Origin of the sequence: Mesorhizobium sp. M0854 (assembly GCF_040319815.1) — a bacterium.
Lineage (GTDB): Bacteria > Pseudomonadota > Alphaproteobacteria > Rhizobiales > Rhizobiaceae > Mesorhizobium.
In genome coordinates this window covers 1-21595 of sequence record NZ_JAMYOL010000003.1, presented here as the reverse complement: position 1 = coordinate 21595, position 21595 = coordinate 1, and the positions used below count along the sequence as shown (strand labels likewise).

Genomic DNA, 21595 nt, shown 5'->3' with positions numbered 1-21595 from the left:
TCGACATTCGCCATGCCGCCTTACCCTCCAAGGGATGCGAGGGTCAAATCACTCCACTAGGGCCACATTGTTCGTAGTCTCATGCAATCACATCAGGCGGGCACGTGCCAGATGTCTTTCGCATATTGGCGGATCGTGCGGTCGGACGAGAACCAGCCGACGCGCGCGACATTGCGGATGGCTCTGGCGTACCAGTCCGGGCTGTTGCGCCAGACGGCATCGACGTCGCGCTGGGTGGCGGCGTAGGCATCGAAATCCGCGGCGACCATGAACCAGTCGCTCTGGTAAAGACCGTTGATCAGGTCGCGATAACGGTCCGGATCGTCAGGTGAAAAGACTCCGGATGAAACCGCGGCCAGCGCCTGCGCCAATTCAGGCGATCCCTCGATCACAGCGCGCGGATCGTAACCATTGTTGCGCCGCTCGGCGACCTCATCGGTGGTCAGGCCGAAGATGAAGATATTATCGTCGCCCACGCATTCCTTGATCTCGACATTGGCGCCGTCGAGCGTGCCGATGGTCAGCGCGCCGTTCAGCGCGAACTTCATGTTGCCGGTGCCGGACGCTTCCATGCCGGCGGTCGATATCTGCTCCGAAAGATCGGCGGCCGGCATCATGATCTCGGCCAGGCTGACATTGTAGTTCGGCACGAATACCACTTTCAGCAAGCCGCGCACCGCCGGGTCGCGGTTGATGACCCGGGCGACGTCATTGGCAAGTTTGATGATCAGCTTGGCGTTGTGATAGCTGGGCGCCGCCTTGCCGCCGAAGAATTTGACGCGAGGCATCCAGTCGCGCTCCGGATGCGAGCGGATCTGGTCGTAAAGCGCGACCGCTTCGAGAATGTTCAAGAGCTGGCGCTTGTATTCGTGGATGCGCTTGACCTGGATGTCGAACAGCGCCGATGGGTCGACCTTGATGCCGAGCCGGTCGGCAACGAGCTTGGCAAGCCTCATCTTGTTCGCCCGTTTGACGGCGGCGAACTTGTCGCGGAAGGCTGCGTCCTCAGCGAAAGGATCAAGCCGCTTTATCTCGTCGATGTCGTCGAGGAAGCCGTCGCCAATCGCCTCTCGGGTGAGTGCAGTGAGGCCGGGATTGCACTGTATCAGCCAGCGCCGCGGTGTGATCCCGTTGGTCTTGTTGTTGATGCGATCCGGGTAGAGCCTGTGGAGGTCGGCAAACACCGTCTCCTTCATCAATTCCGTATGCAGTGCCGACACGCCGTTGATCGAGTGCGAGCCGACAAAGGCCAGATTGCCCATACGCACGCGCCGATCGCCATTTTCCTGGATCAGCGAGATGCGGCTGATCTGCTCGTCCGAGAACTGGTCGGAGGCGCGCGCCTCGAGCAGCACCTCGGCGTTGATGGCGTAGACGATCTGCATGTGGCGCGGCAACAGCCGCTCGAACAGCGGCACGGGCCAGCTTTCCAGCGCTTCGGGAAGGAGCGTGTGGTTGGTGTAGCCGAAAGTGCGCTTGGTGATGCTCCAGGCCTGGTCGAAATCCATGCCGTGGACATCCATCAACAGGCGCATCAACTCGGGGACGGCGATGGCCGGATGGGTGTCGTTAAGATGGATCGCCGCCTTGTCGGGCAGCGATTGCAGGTCGCCATACTGGCTGAGATGACGCTGGACGATGTCCTGCAGCGAGGCGGTGGAGAAGAAATACTCCTGCCTGAGCCGCAACTCCTGGCCGGCCTTGTGGGAATCGGCCGGGTAAAGGACGCGCGACAACGCATCGGCCTTGTTGCTTTCGGCGAGCGCACCGATGTGATCGCCGGCATTGAACTTGTCGAGCAGGATCGGGTCGACCGGCATGCCGGACCACAGACGCAGCGTGTTGACGCGGTTGGCCCGCCAGCCAACCACCGGCGTATCGTAGGCAACGGCCAGAACATGTTCGGTCGGCTTCCAGACGTGCCGCTCGAGCCTGCCGTCCTTCGAGGTGATCGATTCCACCGAGCCGCCGAAGCCGACCTCGAAGGAGCGTTCGCGGCGCTCGAACTCCCAGGGATTGCCGTGATCGAGCCACGTCTCGGGCAGCTCCACCTGCCAGCCGTCATGGATCTCCTGCCGAAACATGCCGTTGGCGTAGCGGATGCCGTAGCCATGCGTGGGGATATTGACGGTCGCCATGCTTTCCATGAAGCAGGCGGCGAGCCGGCCAAGACCGCCATTGCCAAGGGCAGCGTCCGGTTCGAGCGCTGCAATGATGTCGAGGTCGACGCCAAGCGACGACAGCGCCTCGCGCATATTGTCCATCAGGCCGAGATTGGAGAAGGCATCGCGCATCAGGCGGCCGATGAGGAATTCCAGTGACAGGTAGTAGACGCGCTTTTCCTGCTGGGCGTAGGCCTCTTGGGTCGCCTGCATCCAGTGATCGACTATGCGGTCGCGTACAACCTTGATCGAGGCGGTGAGCCAATCGTACTGGGTTGCAACGTTGGTGCCCTTGCCGACCCTGTATTTGAGGGCTTGCAAGACTTCCTCGGCGAGCGTCTTGGGATCCGGGTTTTCGAGCGTGGGCAGAGGAGCTTCGGTTGTCATCGCGCGCGTCATGCTGCCTCTCGTGACGTTGCCAGGATCATGCGGCTTTCACCATCTCTGCCAATGCTAGTACATCCCACCGGATGTTCAATCGATTCAGGTGATCGCAAGCCGGGTTGCCCTGCGGCAATTTGGCATTTGGAAACAGCGCGTTTGGGACCTCCGCGACAGGCCGCAAGTTCTTGCTCAGGCCGCCAGCGCCGCTTCCGGCGGCACCTTGGCGCCGGTCATGAAGGCGACCGCGTCGGACATCGTATACTGCTTCGGATCGATGACGCAGAGGCGACGGCCGAGCCGGTGAATGTGGATGCGGTCCGCCACCTCGAAAACATGCGGCATGTTGTGTGAAATCAGCACGATCGGCAGGCCACGCCGTTTAACGTCGAGGATCAGTTCGAGCACGCGGCGGCTCTCCTTGACGCCGAGCGCGGCCGTCGGCTCATCCATGATGACCATCTTCGAGCCGAAGGCGGCGGCGCGGGCCACCGCCACGCCTTGGCGCTGGCCGCCCGAAAGCGTTTCCACCGCCTGGCTGATGTTCTGGATCGTCATCAGGCCAAGTTCGGTGAGCTTGTCGCGGGCGCGCTTTTCCATCGCCGGACGGTCGAGCATGCGTAGCCAGTTGCCAAGAAAGCCCGGCTTGCGGATCTCGCGGCCGAGGAACATGTTGTCGGCGATGGACAGCGCCGGCGACAGAGCCAGGTTCTGATAGACGGTCTCGATGCCGGCCTCGCGCGCCTCCATCGGTGATTTGAAGGCAATAGGCTTGCCTTCAAGCCGTATCTCACCTTCGTCGGGGGTGACCGCTCCGGAAATGGCTTTGATAAGCGACGACTTGCCGGCGCCGTTGTCGCCAATGACAGCAAGGATTTCGCCCGGATAGAGGTCGAAGTCTGCGCTGTCGAGAGCGGTGACGCGGCCGTAGCGCTTGACCAGGCTGCGCGCGGTAAGGATCGGTTCGTGAGTCTGGTTCATGCCGAGATCTTCCTGATCCACTGGTCGATACCAACAGCGATGATGATTAGGGCGCCGACGGACAATTGCGTCCATTGCGGATCTGTCCCCCAAAGCCTAAGGCCGAGCGCGAACACGCCGACGATCAGCGCACCGAAGATGGTCCCGAGGATGGAGCCGCGGCCGCCGAACAGCGAAGTTCCGCCGATCACCACGGCGGTAATCGAATTGATGTTCTCGAACTGCCCGGCCTGCGGCGAGACCGATCCGATGCGTCCGATCAGGGCCCAGCCGGCGATGGCGCAAATGATACCAGTCAGCGTGTAGACCGCGACCAGCATCCGGCTGACGCGCACTCCCGACAGTTCCGCGGCTTCCGGGTCGTCGCCCACCGCATAGACGTGCCGGCCCCACGCGGTGTGATTGAGCACGTACCAGGCAATTGCCGCCATGATCAGCACCAACAGCACGCCATAGGTGAAGACGGCGCCCCCGATCCTGAACGATCCGCCGAAAAACTGCAGCAGCGGCGCCGTCGTCTCGAGATCCTGGCTGCGGATGGTCTCGTTACCGGAATAGATGAAGTTGATGGCAGCGTAGATCGACCAGGTGCCGAGCGTCACGATGAAGGGCGGCAGTTTCACCCAAGCGATGAGAATACCGTTGATCAAGCCGCAAATCGCTCCGACAAGCAGCCCGACGGCAACGGCCACCGGCGCTGGAACACCGTAATGCATGGCAAACTGGCCCATGACGACCGAGCTCAGCACCATGATGGCACCGACGGACAGGTCGATGCCGGCGGTGAGCACCACCAGTGTCTGCGCGATGCCAACCATGCCGGTTATTGCCACCTGCTGGAGGATCAGGGTGAGGGTGAAAGGAGAAAAGAAGCGTCCGCCGACGACCACTGCGAACAGACCCACCGAGATGATCAGGATGATCAGGGGCACCATGGCAGGGCTTTTGTGCAAGCGGTGCTGGATGCTCTCGAGCGTCGAGCGGGAATGCGTCTCGAATGAAGCGACGCTGGTGTCGCTAGTGGCCAGGACCGTCTCGAATTCCTGCGGTCCCTTGCTCCTGGTTGTTTCGACGCTCAAGTCGGCCTCCCCGCCTGTGATGTGGAGCGGCCGAAACCGCTCCACATTCTCTATTGTTCTTTTGAAGTTGAGCCGATCAGGGGATCAAATCAACCCCAGCACTTGCTGAGGCCTTGCTTCGTGTCAATGGATTCGATGCCGGCGGCAGGCTTGTCGGTGATCAGCGTCACGCCGGTGTTGTAGAAGTTCAGACCGGGCGACGGCTCAGGCTTCTTGCCGCTGTCGGCAAAGGTCTTGATCGCCTCGATGCCGAGTGAGGCCATGAGCAGTGGATATTGCTGTGAAGTGGCGCCGATCACGCCCTCGGCAACGTTCTTGACACCCGGGCAGCCGCCATCGACCGAGACAATCAGGACGTCCTTCTCCTTGCCGACGGCCTTCAGCGCCTGGTAGGCGCCCGCGGCCGCAGGTTCGTTGATGGTGTAGACGACGTTGATATCCGGATCCTTCTGCAGGCAATTCTCCATGGCAGTGTGCCCGCCATCCTCATTGCCGCTCGACAGATCGTGACAGACATTGCGTGCGTCGGTTTCGTCGCCGATCTTGTTGGGATCGCCGAGGTCGATGCCGAAGCCCTTCATGAAGCCCTGATCACGCTGCACGTCGACGGAGGGCTGGCTGGCGATAAGATCCATGTAGGCGATGTGCGCGTCCTTAGCCTTGTCGCCCAAGGTGGCCTTTGCCCAGGAGCCGATAAGCTCGCCGGCCTTGAAATTGTCGGTCGCAAACGTCGCATCCGCGGCGTCGGCAGGCTCTAGCTGGGTGTCCAGAGCGATCACCAGCACCCCTGCATCACGCGCCTTCTTCACTGCCGGCACGATGGCCGCAGTGTCGGTGGCGGTGATCAAAATGCCCTTGGCGCCGTCGGCGATGCAGGATTCGATCGCCGCAACCTGGCCCTCATTGTCACCTTCCGCCTTGCCGGCGTAGGCCTTCAGATCGACACCAATTTCCTTGGCTTTCGCGGCGGCACCTTCCTTCATCTTGACGAAGAAGGGATTGGTGTCGGTCTTGGTGATCAAGCAGGCGCCGACCCCGGCGGCCGATGCCGTCGACGCAAAGGCCATCAGGCTCAGTCCGGCCGCGGCAAACACGGTGGATTTCAACAGTTTTGACGTGGTCACGATTTTCCTCCCATGGAACCATTTAGGATGCCGGCCAACCGGCATCTGCAGCGCGTCCGACGAAATCTCCCAGTGTCGGCGCCGACACTCAAGAGACACCAGTCCGCCAGCACTGTCAATAATTAAATCACTCTTATTTATTATTGACAACGCAGGATCGTTCACTCACTCTAGACCAAAAGCATTGAGGGGAAACGACGGGAGGAACAGGGTGGAGACCGGCATTACGAGGCACGGCTCGCCCGATGCGGCCGAAAGCCGCCTGCACCGCGGCACCAATCAAAGCGGCATGCGGGACCACAATGAGCGGCTGGTGCTGTCGCTGGTGCGCCAGCACGGCAGCCTGGCCAAATCCGACATCGCACGTATGACCGGCCTTTCGGCGCAGACAGTGTCAGTCATCATGCGCGAACTGGAGGAGGACGACCTGCTCGTCCGCCAGGCGCCGTTGCGCGGCAAGATCGGCCAGCCCTCGATACCCATGGCGCTCAATCCCGACGGCGCCTATTTCATCGGCCTGAAGATCGGCCGCCGCAGCGCCGAGTTGGTGCTGATCGATTTCCTCGGCAATGTGCGCTCTATGCTGCAGCATTCCTACCGCTATCCGGCGCCGCGCGAAACGGTGGAATTCGTCGCAAGCGGCATGAAGAAGATGCGCGGCGAACTCACCCCGGTGCAGGATAAACGCATTGCCGGGCTTGGCATCGCCATGCCGTTCGAATTGTGGAACTGGGCCGACACCGCCGGCGCACCGCGCGAAATCATGGACGAATGGCGCCATCGCGACATCCGCGCCGATATCCAGGCGCAATGCGAATTTCCAGTCTATCTGCAGAACGACGCCACCTCGGCCTGCGGCGCCGAACTCGTGTTCGGCCACGCGGCGGGTGCGGCACGCGATTTCGTCTATTTCTATATCGGTGCCTTTGCCGGCGGCGGCATCGTGCTGAACGGCCGGTTGTTTGGTGGCCCAACCGGCAATGCCGGCGCGCTGGGCTCGATGCCGGTGCCAGGGCCGGACGGCAAGCCGACGCAGTTGATCGACGTGGCGTCGATCGCCATGCTGGAAAAGGCGCTCAACGCGCGCGGCATCGAGGCCTCGCATCTGTGGACATCACCGGGGGACTGGGGCGAGATCGGCGCCGAGCTTGACGACTGGATCGCCAGCGCCTCGCAGGCGCTTGCCTATGCCATCGTTTCGGCCTCCTCCGTCATTGACTTCGATGCCGCGGTGATCGACGGATGGATGCCGCTTGCCGTGCGCAGGCGGCTTGTCGATGCCATTATCCAGGCCATCGGCCGGATCGACGGCGAGGGCCTGAGGCTGCCGGCCGTTCGCGAGGGAACCGTCGGCATCCATGCGCGGGCGCTGGGTGGCGCCAGCCTGCCGCTGTCGGAGCGCTTCCTCATCGGCTCGACCACGATTTCCCGGAGCTTCTGAGCATGCTGATCGGCATCCCGGCGCTGCTCGGCCCCGAGCTTCTGGCGATATTGCGCGCCATGGGCCATGGCGACGAGATCGCCTTGGTCGACGGCAACTACCCGGCCGAGCAGCAGGCACAGCGGCTGGTCCGCGCCGACGGTCATCATCTCGTCCCCGTGCTCGATGCGGTATTGAGCGTATTGCCGGTCGACGACGCCGTGCCGCAGGCGCTGTTTCGCGCCTCGGCCAAAGGCGATCCCCTGCTCGCCGATCCGGTTCACCATGAGATGGAAGCGATCTGCGCCAGGCGTGCGCCGGGCCGCAAGGTGGTTGCGCTTGCCGGTGCCGACTTCTATGCACGGGTCAAGGCCGCGCACGCGATCGTCGCGACGAGCGAGCCGCGGCTCTACGCCAACATCATCATTCGCAAGGGCGTGATCTATCCGCCGGAAAGCAAGACTTCATGATCCTCTGCTGCGGCGAAGCCCTGATCGACATGCTGCCGCGGACCACGACGGAGGGCGAGCCGGCCTTTGCCCCCTATGTCGGCGGTGCCGTCTTCAACTCGGCCATTGCGCTAGGCCGGCTCGGCGCGCCCGCTGCCTTTTTCTCCGGCCTGTCGTCGGATCTGTTCGGCGGCCAGCTCAGGGAGGCGCTGAAGGCCAGCAAGGTCAGTTCCACCTATGCGCACACCTCGCCGCGTCCGACTACTCTCGCCTTCGTGCGGCTCACCAACGGCCAGGCGACCTACACCTTCTACGACGAGAACACCGCCGGGCGCATGCTGACCATCGAGGACTTGCCGGAACTCGGCAGCGAGATCGAGGCCATGCTGTTCGGCGCCATCAGCCTGATCTCGGAGCCGGCCGGGTCGGCCTATGAAGAGTTCATGCGGCGCGAGCATGAGCGCCGCGTGATGATGCTCGACCCCAACATCCGGCCAAACTTCATTCCCGACAAGGCCAGGCACCTCAGGCGCATCCGCAGCATGATGGCGATGGCCGACGTCGTGAAACTGTCGGACGAGGATTTGAACTGGTTCGGCGAAGCCGGCTCGCATGAGGACGTCGTCCGCAACTGGCTGGATCGCGGCCCGAAGCTGATCGTCGTCACCCACGGCAGCGAAGGCGCGGTCGGTTACAGCAGCCAGCACCGGGTCACCGTCGTGCCGGACAAGGTCGAGGTGGTCGATACGGTCGGCGCCGGCGACACATTCAATGCCGGCATTCTTGCCTCCTTGCACGAACAGGGTCTGCTGTCGAAGACGGCAATCGCCAGTTTGCCGGAAGACGCCATCCACAAGGCGCTGACGCTCGGTGCCAAGGCGGCGGCGGTGACGGTATCGCGGGCCGGCGCCAACCCGCCATGGCGGCATGAAATCGCTTGACCGGCTGGTGCGCAGCCCATGGACTGCTCACCGACGATCACTTTATGTTTCGTCCAGCCTGGCGGGCGGGATGCGAAGCCTGTATCAGGCCGGCCGAAGCCCGGATTTCCCCGCGTTTAAGAGGGCAGATCGGAAATCAGAGGTAACAGGCTGCGACACTTGAGCAATTCAGGGTTTTTGCCCTGCGGCTTTCTCGGCCGTACCAAGTCTGCTACCAGCGGCCGGTTATCTGACTAAAACCGTTTGAGGCCGACATGCAGTTCATCGATCTTGGCGCGCAGCGCGAACGCATCCGCGACAGGCTGAAAGCGGCAATCGACCGGGTTGTCGACGAAGGCCGCTATATTCTCGGACCGCAGGTCACCGAATTCGAAAACAAGCTCGCCGCCTATATCGGCACCAAGCACGTGGTCGCTTGCGCCAACGGCACCGATGCGCTGCTGCTGCCGCTGTTTGCCGCCGGCATCGGCCCGGGCGACGCGGTGTTCGTGCCGAGCTTCACCTTCGCCGCCACGGCCGAAGTGGTGGCGCTGACCAAGGCCGAACCGGTGTTCGTCGATGTCGATGCCGACAGCTACAATATCGACATCGCTAGCCTCGAGGCGGCAATTGCCATGATCAAGGCGGAGGGCCGGCTGAGGCCGAAGGCAATCATTCCCGTCGACCTGTTCGGCCTCGCCGCCGATTACGAGGCGATCATGGCCATCGCCGATCGCGAAGGCCTGATGGTCATCGAGGATGCGGCGCAGGCGACCGGCGGCTCGGCTGACGGCAAGATGTGCGGCTCGTTCGGCACCGTCGGCTCGACCAGCTTCTATCCGGCAAAGCCGCTCGGCTGCTATGGCGACGGCGGTGCGATGTTCACCAATGACGATGCGATGGCCGAACAGCTGCGCTCGTTCGCCTTCCACGGAAAGGGCGAGACGCAATACGACAATGTCCGCGTCGGCATCAATTCACGGCTCGACACGCTTCAGGCGGCGATCCTGATAGAGAAGCTGGCCATCCTCGAGGACGAGATGGTGGCGCGGCAAGCGGTCGCCAATCGCTATGCCGAAGGTCTCGGCGATATCGTCAAGGCGGCGCGCAATCTGGGCGGCGGCCGCTCGGCCTGGGCGCAATACGCCATCGAAACGCCGAAACGCGACGGGCTCAAGGCACATCTCGGTGAAAAGGACATTCCGTCGGTCATCTACTATGTGAAACCGCTGCACAGCCAGATTGCCTATCGCGATTATCCGCGCACGCCGACCGGCCTTGCCGTTTCGGAAGAGCTGCCGAAGCGCATCCTGTGCCTGCCGATGCATCCCTATCTGAGCGAGGCTGACCAGGACCGGATCATCGAAACGATCCGAAACTATATCGGCTCGAATTCGGCGCATGTAGCGGCGGCATAAATTCGAAAGCTTCGAAGCATGGTCGCGGAATACATCGACGAGTTCATCATGTTCTGCGCCGGGTTGTGGATGGCTGGCGTCGGCTTCGGATTTCTCGCGGACCCGTTCCAAGCTCGCCCCGGCCAGCAGCAAGCATGGTGGACCAACTTTGGGACTCGCTTCAAATGGATGGGACCGCTGTTGATCCTCATCGCGATAGCGCTCGCATTCGCGGCACCTTCCTAGGCTGGCGTCCGACGGCAGCTCGGCACGGTCGGCCATCGTTGATCAACAACCGCCGATTCAAGCTTTGCGCGTCAAGGCAGGCGGTCATCGGCACCGATTTTGCGATGCTTTGCTGCGCGCCGCAGCATAGTCTGCACCTGGCTCCCCTTTAGGCTGGTTCTCATGAAGAAGATTGGTTTCCTCTCGTTCGGGCACTGGACGCCCTCGCCGCAATCGCAGACGCGGACGGCATCCGACGCGCTTTTGCAGTCCGTCGAGTTGGCGGTCGCGGCCGAGGAGCTGGGTGCGGACGGCGCGTATTTCCGCGTGCATCACTTCGCCCGTCAACTCGCCTCGCCCTTCCCGCTGCTGGCGGCGGTCGGCGCAAAGACCAGCCGAATCGAGATCGGCACGGCGGTGATCGACATGCGTTACGAGAACCCGCTCTACATGGCCGAGGACGCCGGCGCCGCCGATCTGATCGCCGGAGGGCGTCTGCAGCTAGGCATCAGCCGCGGCTCGCCGGAGCAGGTAATCGAGGGATGGCGCTACTTCGGCTACGCCCCGCAAGAGGGCGAGAGCGATGCTGACATGGCCCGCAGACACACCGGAGTGCTGCTCGAAGTGTTGCTGGGCAAAGGTTTTGCGCAGCCCAACCCGCGGCCGATGTTTCCCAACCCGCCCGGCCTGCTTCGCGTTGAACCACACTCGGAGGGCCTGCGCGACCGCATCTGGTGGGGCGCCGCCACCAACGCCACGGCGGAATGGGCGGCGAGGCTGGGGATGAACCTGCAGAGCTCCACGCTCAAATTCGACGAAGGCGGAAAGCCGTTTCACATCCAGCAGGCCGAACAGATCAGGGCTTTTCGCGAGGCCTGGAAGTCGGCCGGTCACGCGCGCGAGCCACGAGTGTCGGTGAGCCGGAGCATTTTTGCCTTGGTCGACGATCGCGACCGCGCCTATTTCGGCGGCAACCAGAGCGGAGATCATTTCGGTTACATCGAGGCAGACAGACGCGCGGTGTTCGGCCGCTCCTATGCAGCCGAACCGGACGTCCTGATCGAGCAGCTAAAGGGCGACGAAGCCATCGCCGAGGCCGATACGCTGCTGCTTACCGTCCCCAACCAGATCGGCGTCGACTACAATGCCCATGTCATCGAGGCGATCCTGACCCATGTCGCCCCTGGCTTGGGCTGGCGCTGACGCGACTTTGTTCGAAAAGTCAGGGCGATCGTACGATGCCCGGTTCTTGCGGTCTCACGGCTGCTTCCCGTCGGCTCGTTTCAGCATCGCAAATGCGCGACTGATCCGTTGCAGGGCTGTGGCGTTGGCCAGCACTGCGTACAGCGCGAACCCGCCCGCCAGAATCCAGGGCGAAGCCGCGCCGATGGCGGTCGCGACTCCGTCGGCGGCGAGCAGCACGCAAATGAACACCAGACGTTCCATCCGCTCGAAGAAATCCGGCCAACCATGGTTTTTCACAGGGATTTCCAGCGCTGTCCGCGCCTTGGCGTAACTGGTCAGGATCCCGCCGGCGAACGCGAACATTGCGATCGCCCACAGATCGGCGACCCAGCCGATAGCCGCAAAGACGGCCAATTCCTGATAGCGGTCGACGACGGCGTCGAAATAGCCACCGGCCTTGGTGCTCATATTTGTCCGGCGGGCGACCGCACCGTCCAGCGCATCGAAGGTGAAGGCAAACGCCAGGCAAAGGCCAAAGGCAAGGCTTGAATGGTGGTAGACGTAGGCCGCCGAGGACAAAGCGACGAGCACCAGCCCGCTGGCCGTAACCTGGTTCGGCGTCATGCCGATCCCGATCAGCGGAGAAGCGGCCTGCTCCCACAGTGGGTCGATGCGACTTTTCATGAGACCGGCGATCATGGCGGCTCCTCTGATAATGTCGTTTCACCGAGCTTTACCAGCAATTTGCGGGTTTGTTCCACCATCGCTACCGCTCCAATTGGTCAAAGCGGGCCGAGGCCGGGCTCACGACATTCCCAAGTCGCCGCAACAGCGATCTCTTTTGGCGAATGCGGCCGGCGCATTAAGGTGCTCACGAAGCTGACGGAGCAAATCGGCCGGCGGTCTGGCGGCCGCACCCGAACGATGTGACTATGATTGCTTGCAATCCTCGGGAAGCCGGCCGAAACTCGATGCATAAATTTCCACCCAACTTTGCCTATCTGCTCGCGACCTCTGTCGGCGCGGGATTATCTCCAATATGGCCGGGCACGGCCGGCGCAATGGTTGGAGTGGCTGTTGCGGCGGCTCTGATACCTGCATCGTCTTGGCTGACCGTGCTTGCCTATGCGGCCCTGTTCGTCGTCGGCGTATGGGCGTCATCGCATGTCATCTCCCGTACCGGGACGGAGGACCCGCAGATCGTCGTCATCGATGAGACCTTCGGCGCTGCCGTGACAGTTTCCATGCTGCCGCTCGACCCACTCTGGTGGGCAGCAGGCTTCCTTGCTTTCCGGTTTTTCGACGTCGTCAAGCCTTGGCCCATCCGTATCATGCATGACAAGGTAAGGGGTGGGGCCGGCATTATGCTGGACGACGCGGCCGCGGCTGTCGTCGCTGGGGCGTTGCTGCTCCTGCTGAACGGTTTGATTGACCATTTGCGGTGACGGCGACATTCGGTCTGCCAAGGCCACGGTGGTCCATCGGAGTTTAGCGCCACAAGGGGAGACCGGACCGATGCGAAGCCACAGGATCGCGGCCATTCCAGGCGATGGGATCGGCAAGGGAGTCGTAGCGGCCGGGCGTCGTGCGCTGGCCGTCTGCGCCCTTGGGATCGGAACGCAGAAGGCATCCGACGGTCTGCCATTGCCTATGCCGTGTGGTGGGATATCGGCGGCGGTTCGATGAACCTGCTATCTGCGCCAGCGCACTGCCAGGCAGTCCTGAGCTCGCGCGATCGAATTCAGCACCATGGAACATCGCCTCACCCGACGACCACTTTACGACCGTGCTGATCCTCGCCGGTTGGTCGCCTGGCAAGTACCAGGCGACTTGGCGACGTGGCCCGTACGATTACGCTGGCATCAGCGGCTTGACGCGATCGACAATGGCGGCGACCGCTTCCTTCGGGCTCTTGCGACCGAGGACAGCGAGCTGAACCTCCTCGAGAAACGTCGACTGAGCGCGAGCGGCTTCGGGAAAAGCCGGGAAGGCCGGTCGCGCTTTGGCGAGCGCGGCAGCCTCGACCTTCGCCTGCGGCAGCGACCCGGCGAACGACGGCTCGGCATAGGTCGAGGTTCGGACGGGGCCATTGCCGTTGCGCGCCATGTCGAGTGTGGCGGCCTTGCTCGCTACGAAGCGGATGTAGCTCCAGGAGAGCTTCTTGTCCGTCGAATTGGCGGGAATGGCCATCGCCCAGGATTCGACGACCGGATGCATTTCGTGACCGCTGCCGAGGGTTTTGGAGCCGGGGAACTCGATCGCCTTGATCTTTCCCGGTGCGGTCGACTGTTCCTTGTTGTTGAGCTGCGCGTAGCGGGCGAAAGGCAGCACCGCGAAGGCCGCGCGCCCCTGCTGCATCCACGTCACCATGTCGTCGTTGCGCGTTGTGGCATAGCTGCGGGGGAGCGCGCCGGCCTTGAAGAGGTCGGCAAGCGCGGACAGGCCTTTTTCCATCGCTTCCGGATCGGGGACCACCTTGAACTGCTTGTCGATGAAATCGCCGCCGAAGGCGCGGGCGAACATGACCGGGAAGACGGCGAGGTCGCTCGCAAGGATCATGCCGACGACGGGCGTGCCGGACCTGGAGGTGAAGGTCAGCTTCTTCGCCTGGTCGACCAGCTCCTCCAGCGTGTTCGGTGGCGCCGAAATGCCGGCCTCCTGAAGCAGCTCCTCGTTGTAGAAAAGCCCCTGCGTGGCATGGCGCACCGGAACGCCGACGAGCTTGCCGCCGACGGTCATCGAGTGGCGCAGGCCCTCGGCGATATCGTCGAAATCCTCGATCGGCTCGGCTTTCCGGAGATCGTCTAGCGGCTCGAATAGCGAGGCGATCTGCGACGTCATGCGGTTGTCGATGACATAGCCGATGTTGAAATCGGTCTCGCTCAGGCTCGCCTCTCGGAACAGCCGGTCCTGGAGCGGATTGCTGTCAAGCGTGGTCCAGGATATCTGGGCATTGTTCTTGTCCTCCCAGGGCTTGATGACATTGCCGGCGGCGCCGGTCGTCAGGTTGGCTTGGTGGACGCGATGGCAAAGCACATTCAGCGTCTTTACCTGGGCATGGGCCAACCGACCCAAGGCACCCGTCGCGCCGGCGGCCATCGCCGTCGTCAGCAGGGCTCTGCGTGTCATGTGCAAAGGCATTGTCTTCCTCCCTTTCTCGGTGACGTCGTCACCCCTTGGTCGCGCCGGCGGTCAATCCGGCGACGAGAAACCGGTTCATCAGGACCACGAAGACGAGAACCGGCAGCAATTGGACGGTAGAGGCAGCAAAGAGGACGCCCCAGTCGACGCCATCGATCGAACTGATCATCTCCGAAAGGACCAGAGGCGCGGTCTTGGCGTGGTTGGCGGTGAAGATATAGGCGAACAGAAACTCGTTCCACGCGAAGACGACCACGAAGACGGCGACGGCGAGCATGCCGGGCGCTACGAGCGGCAAGATGATCTTCACAAGGATCGTCAGCGGCCGCGCGCCGTCGAGGACGGCCGCCTCGTCGAGTTCGCGCGGTACCTGGTCGATGAACGTGCGCATCAGGAGCGTGCCGAGCGAGACGAAGAAGGTCGCGTAGAGCAGGATCAGCACCAGATGGGTGTCGTTGAGCCCGAGCCGATTGACGACCGGGAACAGTGGCAGCGTTACGACGATCGGCGGGATCAGCCGCGATCCGATCAGAAACATCACCGATCCCTCCAGGAAACGGACGCCTCGATAGCGCGAGTAGGCAAAACCGGCGAGCAGACTTGCCATAACGGCAAGCGCAGTCGCCCCGGTGGTGATGACCAGGCTGTTGACGAGCCCGTCGAAAAAGGCCGGCCAGCGCTGCCACAGCGAGGCGTAGTGCTCGAAGGTCGGTTCGAAGAAGAGCTCCGGTGGAACCGCGAAAATCTCGCGACCGGGTTTGAACGACGAGAGCACGATGAAGCCGATCGGAAACAGTGACCAGACGACGATTGCCGCAACGGCGAGCGTCTTTCCGGCACCGATGGCGAGACGCCTAGAATGCATTGGCCACGGATTCCTTGCGCAGCCGCCAGACATAGCCAGTCGCAAGCAGCAGCGAGATGACGACCATCATCCATGCCGTCGCGGCCGCCGTGCCGAACGAGTTGTAGCGGAAGCCTTCCTGATAAAGATAAACGGAAACGACCTCGGTCGTGCGTGCCGGGCCGCCCTGGGTCAGGAGCCAGACCTCGGAAAAGAGACGGAAGGCGAAGATGTAGCGGAAGAGCAGCGCGATCTGCATCGCTGGCGCCAGAAGCGGCAGCGTGATGTTGCGGAAGAGCTGGAACGCATTGGCTCCGTCGGTGCGCCCAGCCTCGTAGAGCTCCTTCGGAACCGCGAGCCGTGCCGCATAGAGGATGATGAATGTGAATGGCAGGTGCAGCCAGATCGTGAGCAGGCCGACGAGGATGAGGCCGTGAGAAGGGATGAACGTCCAGTCGAGCGTCGGCAGACCGGTGTATCGCAGCATCAGCGTGATCGGGCCGACGTCTGGATCGAACAGGAAGCGCCACATTGCGACCGCCGTCACCTCGCTGATGGCGTAGGGAGCGAGCACCACGACGAGCATGACGCGCTGGAGGGGAAGCCCGGAGGCGAAAAGCAGGGCCAGGCCAAGGCCGAGCAGCAGTTCGATATGAACCGCCACGGCGACGACGAGGACCGTGTTCCAGACCGAACCCCAAAAATAGGGATCGGTGAGGACGCGGATATAGTTATCGAAGCCAACGAAGGTTGCCGATTGGCCGAATGACGAGGCTTCGAAACTCAGCCACAGGACGAAGATCGCGGGGAGCACGATGATCGCAAGCACCAGGAGGTGCACGGGCGTCGCATAGAGGTAGGCAGGCGAAAACGCGAAGCGCCGCCTCTTGGTCTCGCCAGCCGCTTCCGCCGCCCCTTCCCCCCTGTGGCCGACGGACGCCTCGGAACCAAATGCCATTGCTCCTCCCTGAGCGGTTGTGCGTCAGCCGTCCCTGGCGGCAAGTGGAACGGTGCCCTCCACCGTTGTTCTGTACATCACCCGGCGATATCCGGGATAATCGTTGATGGCGGTGTGCAGGACATGGGGATTGTTCCACATACCGAGCGTCTTCGGTTCCCAACGCAGCCTGCAGTTGAACTCGGGCCGGACAGCCCGCGCCATCAGGAAGTCGATCATCGGCTTGCTTTCTTCCTCCGTCATCCCCTTGAAATTGGTCATCACGCTGCTGACGAAGACATAGCGCCGGCCAGTCTCGGGGTGGCGACAGATCACAGGATGCTCGACGACGGCATTCTCGATCGCCTCGACATCGGCCTTGACGCCGAGCCGGCTGTGGGCCGCGTTGATGGCGAAGACCCCGCGGCCGCTATGGACGCCCGTCAGGCCTTGCAGGATCTCGACCAGCCGCGGCGAAAGCGAGTCATATGCCTTCTCGAGGCTGGAGAAGCAGGTGTCGCCGCCAACCGGCGGCACCTCCTCACCGTAGAGAATCGTAATGCCCGGTGGCTTCGGTAGCCAGGCGAGGTCCATGTGCCAGTCCTCACCGATCACTTTGCCCGTGTCGTCCGGCTCGCGCACGAAGCGCACGATATCGTCAAAGCCGTCGATCGGCGTGTGCACCGGATTGCCGCTAAATGGTCCGAACCGGCGGGCGACCTTGTGGACGCCAGCGGCGTCAAGCTCCTGATCGCGCACGGCGAGCGCATGATATTTGTAGAGCGCGCGGCGAACGTCCTGGAAGGCATCCTCGCTCGCGCTCGCCAGATCGATCCCGCGAATTTCCGCACCGAGTGCACCAGTGAAGGGGCTGACCTCGAAACGGGTGAATGCATCATCGCGCAGCACGTGATCCTCCCTAATACGCGCCTCGTCGCCATCATGGGCTGACTTACCTGCAAGTAAGTAACGTGAAAGCCAAAGGCTGTCAACTCACCCTCGCTTTGATCCACCCGATGTCTAGCCTCGATCCGAGCCCTTTCCCGCATCCTGCCAAGCGGCGCGGATGATCGCGGCGAGCGCTGCGAAGGTCCTGGCGACCTCGTCGAAGCTTCCGGTGTCCTGCGTCATCGGTGGACAGGACAGAAGGGTAATGCGCAGCATGTGCACGAGTTCGTTCCTGAGTGTGTGGGAGGAAAGCTCTCCGTCCTTCACCGCCTGGTCCACCGCATGACGCAGGCTCTGATCATAGACCCGGTTGACGCGCTCCAGGGCACGTTCCGCTGGTTCTCCGAGAACCGGGAGGTCGTGGCGAAGGCGCGAAAGCGGGCTCCACATATTGCGGGCTCCCTTCTCAGCGTTGAAACGTTCGTAGAAGCGGCGCAGATCCTCGAGCTGCATATCGAGACGGTCGAAGAACCGGATATCGGGGGTCGTCCAAAAGCGCTTGATGCGGGCCTCGGCGTTGGCGGCGAAGTCCGCGATCAATTCCTCCATCAGCTGACGCTTGTTGCCGAAGTGATGATGGATGTTGGCGCGCGTCGTGCCGATTGCCGTCGCTATATCGCCGAAGCTGAAACCATCGTGGCCGCGCAGGACATAGAACTCGGCTGCGACCTCTTTGATTCTGCTGCGGGTAGAGTGCGCCTCATCACCGGGAGATCCTGAAGTGTTGGCTCTCATGTCCCTTCCGAAATTCATGCCGCCGTTGGACGATCAGTATACGGGAGCGAGCTGCACCCCCCGTTTCATACATGGATATTCTTCTACGCACGAGTGGAAGTAATTTGCGCCAGGGGCAGACATTCGCGAAGCATCTTGGCGGCAGCGATTAGCTCGGTGCGGCGGGTGAGTAGATACGGGATGCGTGTAGCGAACTTCAATCGGGTTCGCGCCCTTGACTAGAATTCCGGGTCAAGCAGGGCAGTCAGCTTGCCGGGGGCACGCCGCAACTCAGGCAGTGGATAGCGGCCGCGCATCCGCTGCGCCAACCACTTCCCGCATTGTCACGATGGTGCGGAACGCCCTCACGTTCGAATTGGCGTGGAAGACTTCCCGCGCGAAGACATCGTACGCCTCCATCCCCGGCAATTGCAGGAGGAGCACGAAATCGGCTTCACCGGTGACATACCAGGCCTGACGAACCTCCGAGCGCCCGCGGAGCTTGCCGATGAAGGCGTCCAACTCGACAGCGCTCTCCCGTTCCAGCGAAACGAGCACATGGATGGTTAGCGGCAGGCCCACGGCCGCCGGACGAATGACGGCAATATCCGCCGCGATCACGCCATCCTTCCGCAGCCGGCGCAGGCGGCGCAGGACCGCACTCTGGGAAAGCCCGACCTGCTCGGCGAGACGCCGCGCCGGGATCTGGTTGTCGCGCTGAACCAGCGACAGCAGCACATGGTCGAAGCGATCGAGGGCAGCGGTTTTCGTCATTTGGACAGGCATCTATGACGAAATCAGGCAGCTGGGCAACGATAATAGGCGCCAAGCGCCATCGTTTCGGGAATAGAATTTCGCCTCATGACCACAGACACACAGCCGGGCCTTGGCCCTGATCTCATTGCGGCGCTGTTACAGCGCCTGTCGCCGTTTTATGCACCGACACCGCTGCTCGACCTGCCAAGCCTGGCTGCGAGCCTGGATGTGACCCAGGTGCTTGCCAAGAACGAGGGCCACCGTGCCCTGGGCAGCTTCAAGTCCCTCGGCGGCACCTATGCCGGTCTGTGCGCTCTCGCTCGCGCTACCGGGATGGATATCGATGAACTGCTCGATCCAGAGCGGGCCCAGACGCCGCTGCCGGCGCTAATCACGGCCAGCGCCGGCAATCACGGACTTGCCGTCGCCGCGGCGGCGAAGTTTGCCGGCGGGAGGGCAAGGATATACCTCCATACGGGCGTTCCTGCGGCGCGGGTGCGGCGTATCGAGTCCCAAGGCGCCGAAATCGTGTGGGTCGACGGCACCTATGACGATGCCGTCGATCGGGCCTCTGCGGCAGCCCGCGCCGGGGAAGGCATTCTGGTGGCCGATACCTCGAGCGACCCGGATGATCCAGCGGTCGCTGATGTCGTCGCTGGCTATGGCGTGATTGCCGCGGAAATCCGTCGCCAAGTCGAGGAGATTGGCCATCTGAGGCCAACCCACCTTTTCGTGCAGGCCGGTGTCGGTGGACTTGCCGCCGCCCTGACGACTGGGCTGAAGGACTGGCTGATGCCTCCGGCCATGATCGTCGTGGTAGAACCAGAGGCCGCAGCCTGCGTCGCGGCCGCGCTGTCGCAAGCACGCTCAGTTCGGATACCCGGCGATCTCAAGACATCGGCAGACATGCTCGCCTGTGGCGAAGCAGCCGTATCGGCGCTCGACGTACTGCGCCAAGGCAACGCTCGGGTCATAACCGTGTCCGAAGCGGCGCTTGCCGACGCGAAGAGCCGGCTTCGTGAGGCAAACGGTCCAGACACAACCCCGTCGGGTGCCGCCGGCCTCGCCGGCCTCGCCACCGCCGTCGCGGCTTACGGCCTGTCGCAGGAGCTTGCGCTCGACGAATCGAGCCGGGCGCTGATCATCGTGACCGAGGCCGAACTGGAGAAGGACGCAGGACGATGGCACCGGACCCGGGATCATTGAACAGAAGAGCGGCTGGGCCACGCACTGCTCGATATGTCCGCATTCCAGACCCAACGCAGAACGGGTCCATGAAACTCATCTACCAGACCCACTCTCCCTACGCGCGTAAGGTTCTGGTCTTTGCCCACGAGACTGGGCTTGCCGGCCGTCTGCGCGTCATTCATCAGGAGACGAGCCCCATCAATCGCAACGATGATGTGTTTGCGATCAATCCGCTTGGCAAGGTGCCCATTCTCGTTGTCGACGACGGCTATGCTCTCTTCGATTCGGGCGTAATCTGCGACTATCTTGACAACCTCGAAAGCAGTCGTCGGCTCATCCCCGAAACAGGGCGGGCCAAATGGTCCGCCCTGCGCCTCCAGGCGCTTGCCGGCGGCATGTGCGACGCAGGCATTTCCATCCGCTGGGAAAACGAGCGCCGCCCTGAACATCTGCGTTATCCCGCCTTGGGTGCAGGCATGACGATGAAGCTTATCGAATCCTATGACTTCGTGGAAAGCGAGGTCGAATTCGACGCGCCGCTCCATGTCGGCCACATCGCGCTCGCCACTTGTCTAAGCTGGCTGGAATTCCGCGGACTGCCCGATTTCCTGCAGGGAAGGCCACGACTGGCACAATGGTATAGCTCCTTCGTGGAACGCCCTTCAATGCGTGCCACGCCCTACGGCGGCGACACGCGAGATTGATATCGATCGCTAGGCTTTCGAGTTCCAGCATGTGTCCCTCATCAGCCAGGCATTCTCGCGGCCATTTGCTGGTCGGCCTCGATAATAGAGCGCGAAACCGGTAATCTTGCCCGGGCTCGCGACCACGGCCGGCAGCTTCTGACGCAGGATTGCGCCGAAGTCGTTCGGGATTTCCTGTGCTGAAACCGGAGCAAAGCCGCCAGCCGAGAGCATCAAAATTCCTGCGACCAAGCCAATGCACAGTCGCTTCCTGGAAATGTAAGAAATGATTGGTTCTCCCGCCCGACCGCCCTGGCGCTGCCGCGCGACTTGTCCCAGGCGCAAGAACTGACATTCAGGCCGATTGTTTCACCGGTTCGAAAAAATGTTGATGGCGGGCGGAACTGCGAGGATGTGGCGTTGCGGGGCCATTGAAATTTGGTCGAAACTCTCCAAAATTTTCAGCTGGTGGAAATCGCGAGAGCCACCACAGACGACGTCAACAGAGGAGACTATTCAAAGCGGAGGACTATCGATGGAAGGAGCCATTTCGACGAGTTTTCCCCCAATCGGGCCCGAGGGCCCTGATGTTTTTCTTGACCGGTTGCTCCATCCGGCACGGCATTTCGAGCGACCTGAGAACGTGCTGACCGACGTGACGCTGGACTTCCAGGAGAAGCGTGCAATCCTTTCGTCATGGGCATCTGATGCCTGTGCAGTGGAATCGGTGCCGGCGCTGCGCATGCCGCCGGGAGCAACCGAACCGGTCAGCTTCGATGCCATCATGGACGCGTTGCGCCAATTGGATCAATTGGAGAAGCTTCCCGGCGCCGGTCGCGGTCGTGAAATCGAAAGTATCGCGGTCACCGGTTTTACAGCATCCGTCGATCGACTTTGAGTTGAACGCGGCCACTCTCTGCATCCGAGGCATCCGCCCCCCCGCGAGGAAAACGCCGGCGGGGGCGGAGAGGCGCGTTGTAGACGCCGCCATTAAAATATGGGTTCAATATTACCGCGAAAGCCAGGGTGTTGAATACTATGGCTGGGGAAAAAACGCCGCG

Annotated in this window: 22 protein-coding genes; 10 read left to right on the top strand and 12 right to left on the bottom strand. The window is 62.3% G+C overall.

The window, feature by feature from the left end; all coding sequences use genetic code 11:
- Window positions 1-92 precede the first annotated feature (92 nt).
- The 4 genes from NKH99_RS05815 to NKH99_RS05800 form a co-directional block, all read right to left on the bottom strand.
- Window positions 93-2561, bottom strand: coding sequence for a glycogen/starch/alpha-glucan phosphorylase (locus tag NKH99_RS05815; protein WP_352771864.1), 2469 nt, complete (start codon window positions 2559-2561; stop codon window positions 93-95).
- 174 nt (window positions 2562-2735) lie between these two features.
- Window positions 2736-3524, bottom strand: a complete 789-nt coding sequence (locus NKH99_RS05810) for an ATP-binding cassette domain-containing protein (protein WP_352490791.1) — start codon at window positions 3522-3524, stop codon at window positions 2736-2738.
- Window positions 3521-4603, bottom strand: a complete 1083-nt coding sequence (locus NKH99_RS05805) for an ABC transporter permease (protein ID WP_352449101.1) — start codon at window positions 4601-4603, stop codon at window positions 3521-3523. Before NKH99_RS05805 ends, NKH99_RS05810 begins: the two co-directional genes overlap by 4 nt.
- Window positions 4604-4692: 89 nt before the next feature.
- Window positions 4693-5709, bottom strand: coding sequence for a sugar ABC transporter substrate-binding protein (locus NKH99_RS05800; RefSeq protein ID WP_352449223.1), 1017 nt, complete (start codon window positions 5707-5709; stop codon window positions 4693-4695).
- A gap of 229 nt (window positions 5710-5938) precedes the next feature.
- Here NKH99_RS05800 and NKH99_RS05795 point away from each other — a divergent pair, with 229 nt between their 5' ends.
- The 6 genes from NKH99_RS05795 to NKH99_RS05770 all read left to right on the top strand — a co-directional run bounded on the left by NKH99_RS05795 (window position 5939) and on the right by NKH99_RS05770 (window position 11341).
- Entirely contained in the window at window positions 5939-7168 is a 1230-nt protein-coding gene (locus NKH99_RS05795) for an ROK family transcriptional regulator (protein WP_352972291.1), read from the top strand.
- Window positions 7169-7170: 2 nt separating this feature from the next.
- Window positions 7171-7617 (top strand): RbsD/FucU family protein, encoded by a 447-nt coding sequence (locus NKH99_RS05790; RefSeq protein ID WP_352449103.1) that lies wholly within the window; start codon window positions 7171-7173, stop codon window positions 7615-7617.
- Entirely contained in the window at window positions 7614-8537 is a 924-nt protein-coding gene (locus tag NKH99_RS05785; RefSeq protein WP_352449104.1) for a carbohydrate kinase family protein, read from the top strand. The genes NKH99_RS05790 and NKH99_RS05785 overlap by 4 nt, the downstream gene beginning before the upstream one ends.
- A gap of 254 nt (window positions 8538-8791) precedes the next feature.
- Complete coding sequence (locus tag NKH99_RS05780; protein ID WP_352490788.1) at window positions 8792-9934, top strand: DegT/DnrJ/EryC1/StrS family aminotransferase; 1143 nt, start codon at window positions 8792-8794, stop codon at window positions 9932-9934.
- 18 nt (window positions 9935-9952) lie between these two features.
- Window positions 9953-10159, top strand: coding sequence for a hypothetical protein (locus NKH99_RS05775; RefSeq protein ID WP_352490787.1), 207 nt, complete (start codon window positions 9953-9955; stop codon window positions 10157-10159).
- Between the two features lie 162 nt (window positions 10160-10321).
- On the top strand, window positions 10322-11341 hold the full coding sequence (locus NKH99_RS05770) for an LLM class flavin-dependent oxidoreductase (RefSeq protein ID WP_353013168.1): 1020 nt from the start codon (window positions 10322-10324) through the stop codon (window positions 11339-11341).
- 54 nt (window positions 11342-11395) lie between these two features.
- Here the strand turns inward: NKH99_RS05770 and NKH99_RS05765 are convergent, their stop codons facing one another.
- The gene (locus tag NKH99_RS05765) at window positions 11396-12022 is read right to left on the bottom strand and encodes a CDP-alcohol phosphatidyltransferase family protein (protein ID WP_353013166.1); all 627 of its coding nucleotides are present in this window, start codon (window positions 12020-12022) and stop codon (window positions 11396-11398) included.
- Between the two features lie 272 nt (window positions 12023-12294).
- Here NKH99_RS05765 and NKH99_RS05760 point away from each other — a divergent pair, with 272 nt between their 5' ends.
- On the top strand, window positions 12295-12768 hold the full coding sequence (locus tag NKH99_RS05760) for a phosphatidylglycerophosphatase A family protein (RefSeq protein ID WP_353013164.1): 474 nt from the start codon (window positions 12295-12297) through the stop codon (window positions 12766-12768).
- A 406-nt stretch (window positions 12769-13174) separates the two neighbouring features.
- Here NKH99_RS05760 and NKH99_RS05755 read toward each other — a convergent pair whose 3' ends face one another.
- The 6 genes from NKH99_RS05755 to NKH99_RS05730 all read right to left on the bottom strand — a co-directional run bounded on the left by NKH99_RS05755 (window position 13175) and on the right by NKH99_RS05730 (window position 18681).
- Entirely contained in the window at window positions 13175-14452 is a 1278-nt protein-coding gene (locus tag NKH99_RS05755) for an ABC transporter substrate-binding protein (RefSeq protein ID WP_353013162.1), read from the bottom strand.
- Between the two features lie 40 nt (window positions 14453-14492).
- The gene (locus tag NKH99_RS05750) at window positions 14493-15329 is read right to left on the bottom strand and encodes a carbohydrate ABC transporter permease (protein WP_353013159.1); all 837 of its coding nucleotides are present in this window, start codon (window positions 15327-15329) and stop codon (window positions 14493-14495) included.
- Complete coding sequence (locus NKH99_RS05745) at window positions 15319-16266, bottom strand: carbohydrate ABC transporter permease (protein ID WP_353013157.1); 948 nt, start codon at window positions 16264-16266, stop codon at window positions 15319-15321. The genes NKH99_RS05750 and NKH99_RS05745 overlap by 11 nt, the downstream gene beginning before the upstream one ends.
- A gap of 24 nt (window positions 16267-16290) precedes the next feature.
- On the bottom strand, window positions 16291-17154 hold the full coding sequence (locus tag NKH99_RS05740) for a TauD/TfdA dioxygenase family protein (protein WP_352490782.1): 864 nt from the start codon (window positions 17152-17154) through the stop codon (window positions 16291-16293).
- Window positions 17155-17265: 111 nt separating this feature from the next.
- Entirely contained in the window at window positions 17266-17928 is a 663-nt protein-coding gene (locus tag NKH99_RS05735; protein ID WP_352490781.1) for a TetR/AcrR family transcriptional regulator, read from the bottom strand.
- 270 nt (window positions 17929-18198) lie between these two features.
- Window positions 18199-18681, bottom strand: coding sequence for an Lrp/AsnC family transcriptional regulator (locus tag NKH99_RS05730; RefSeq protein WP_352540712.1), 483 nt, complete (start codon window positions 18679-18681; stop codon window positions 18199-18201).
- Between the two features lie 87 nt (window positions 18682-18768).
- Here NKH99_RS05730 and NKH99_RS05725 point away from each other — a divergent pair, with 87 nt between their 5' ends.
- Both NKH99_RS05725 and NKH99_RS05720 read left to right on the top strand, forming a co-directional pair.
- Window positions 18769-19869 carry a pyridoxal-phosphate dependent enzyme gene (locus NKH99_RS05725; RefSeq protein ID WP_353013154.1) on the top strand — a complete coding sequence of 367 codons (1101 nt, stop codon included), beginning with the start codon at window positions 18769-18771 and terminating at the stop codon, window positions 19867-19869.
- A gap of 68 nt (window positions 19870-19937) precedes the next feature.
- Window positions 19938-20555, top strand: a complete 618-nt coding sequence (locus tag NKH99_RS05720; protein ID WP_353013152.1) for a glutathione S-transferase family protein — start codon at window positions 19938-19940, stop codon at window positions 20553-20555.
- A gap of 9 nt (window positions 20556-20564) precedes the next feature.
- Here NKH99_RS05720 and NKH99_RS05715 read toward each other — a convergent pair whose 3' ends face one another.
- A complete protein-coding gene (locus NKH99_RS05715) occupies window positions 20565-20768 on the bottom strand; it encodes a hypothetical protein (RefSeq protein ID WP_353013150.1) in 204 nt (67 codons plus the stop codon).
- Window positions 20769-21069: 301 nt separating this feature from the next.
- Between NKH99_RS05715 and NKH99_RS05710 the strand changes: the two genes are divergently transcribed.
- Window positions 21070-21432: a hypothetical protein gene (locus tag NKH99_RS05710; protein ID WP_352503729.1), complete on the top strand. Its 363-nt coding sequence runs from the start codon at window positions 21070-21072 to the stop codon at window positions 21430-21432.
- Window positions 21433-21595 lie beyond the last annotated feature (163 nt).

What these genes read in the sequence shown, in the direction of transcription:
- NKH99_RS05815 (WP_352771864.1), bottom strand. Translation starts at nt 2,561, where the DNA reads ATGACGCGCGCGATGACAACCGAAGCTCCTCTGCCCACGCTCGAAAAC.
- NKH99_RS05810 (WP_352490791.1), bottom strand. Translation starts at nt 3,524, where the DNA reads ATGAACCAGACTCACGAACCGATCCTTACCGCGCGCAGCCTGGTCAAG.
- NKH99_RS05790 (WP_352449103.1), top strand. Translation starts at nt 7,171, where the DNA reads ATGCTGATCGGCATCCCGGCGCTGCTCGGCCCCGAGCTTCTGGCGATA.
- NKH99_RS05785 (WP_352449104.1), top strand. Translation starts at nt 7,614, where the DNA reads ATGATCCTCTGCTGCGGCGAAGCCCTGATCGACATGCTGCCGCGGACC.
- NKH99_RS05780 (WP_352490788.1), top strand. Translation starts at nt 8,792, where the DNA reads ATGCAGTTCATCGATCTTGGCGCGCAGCGCGAACGCATCCGCGACAGG.
- NKH99_RS05775 (WP_352490787.1), top strand. Translation starts at nt 9,953, where the DNA reads ATGGTCGCGGAATACATCGACGAGTTCATCATGTTCTGCGCCGGGTTG.
- NKH99_RS05770 (WP_353013168.1), top strand. Translation starts at nt 10,322, where the DNA reads ATGAAGAAGATTGGTTTCCTCTCGTTCGGGCACTGGACGCCCTCGCCG.
- NKH99_RS05765 (WP_353013166.1), bottom strand. Translation starts at nt 12,022, where the DNA reads ATGATCGCCGGTCTCATGAAAAGTCGCATCGACCCACTGTGGGAGCAG.
- NKH99_RS05760 (WP_353013164.1), top strand. Translation starts at nt 12,295, where the DNA reads ATGCATAAATTTCCACCCAACTTTGCCTATCTGCTCGCGACCTCTGTC.
- NKH99_RS05755 (WP_353013162.1), bottom strand. Translation starts at nt 14,452, where the DNA reads ATGACACGCAGAGCCCTGCTGACGACGGCGATGGCCGCCGGCGCGACG.
- NKH99_RS05750 (WP_353013159.1), bottom strand. Translation starts at nt 15,329, where the DNA reads ATGCATTCTAGGCGTCTCGCCATCGGTGCCGGAAAGACGCTCGCCGTT.
- NKH99_RS05745 (WP_353013157.1), bottom strand. Translation starts at nt 16,266, where the DNA reads ATGGCATTTGGTTCCGAGGCGTCCGTCGGCCACAGGGGGGAAGGGGCG.
- NKH99_RS05735 (WP_352490781.1), bottom strand. Translation starts at nt 17,928, where the DNA reads ATGAGAGCCAACACTTCAGGATCTCCCGGTGATGAGGCGCACTCTACC.
- NKH99_RS05730 (WP_352540712.1), bottom strand. Translation starts at nt 18,681, where the DNA reads ATGACGAAAACCGCTGCCCTCGATCGCTTCGACCATGTGCTGCTGTCG.
- NKH99_RS05725 (WP_353013154.1), top strand. Translation starts at nt 18,769, where the DNA reads ATGACCACAGACACACAGCCGGGCCTTGGCCCTGATCTCATTGCGGCG.
- NKH99_RS05720 (WP_353013152.1), top strand. Translation starts at nt 19,938, where the DNA reads ATGAAACTCATCTACCAGACCCACTCTCCCTACGCGCGTAAGGTTCTG.
- NKH99_RS05715 (WP_353013150.1), bottom strand. Translation starts at nt 20,768, where the DNA reads ATGCTCTCGGCTGGCGGCTTTGCTCCGGTTTCAGCACAGGAAATCCCG.
- NKH99_RS05710 (WP_352503729.1), top strand. Translation starts at nt 21,070, where the DNA reads ATGGAAGGAGCCATTTCGACGAGTTTTCCCCCAATCGGGCCCGAGGGC.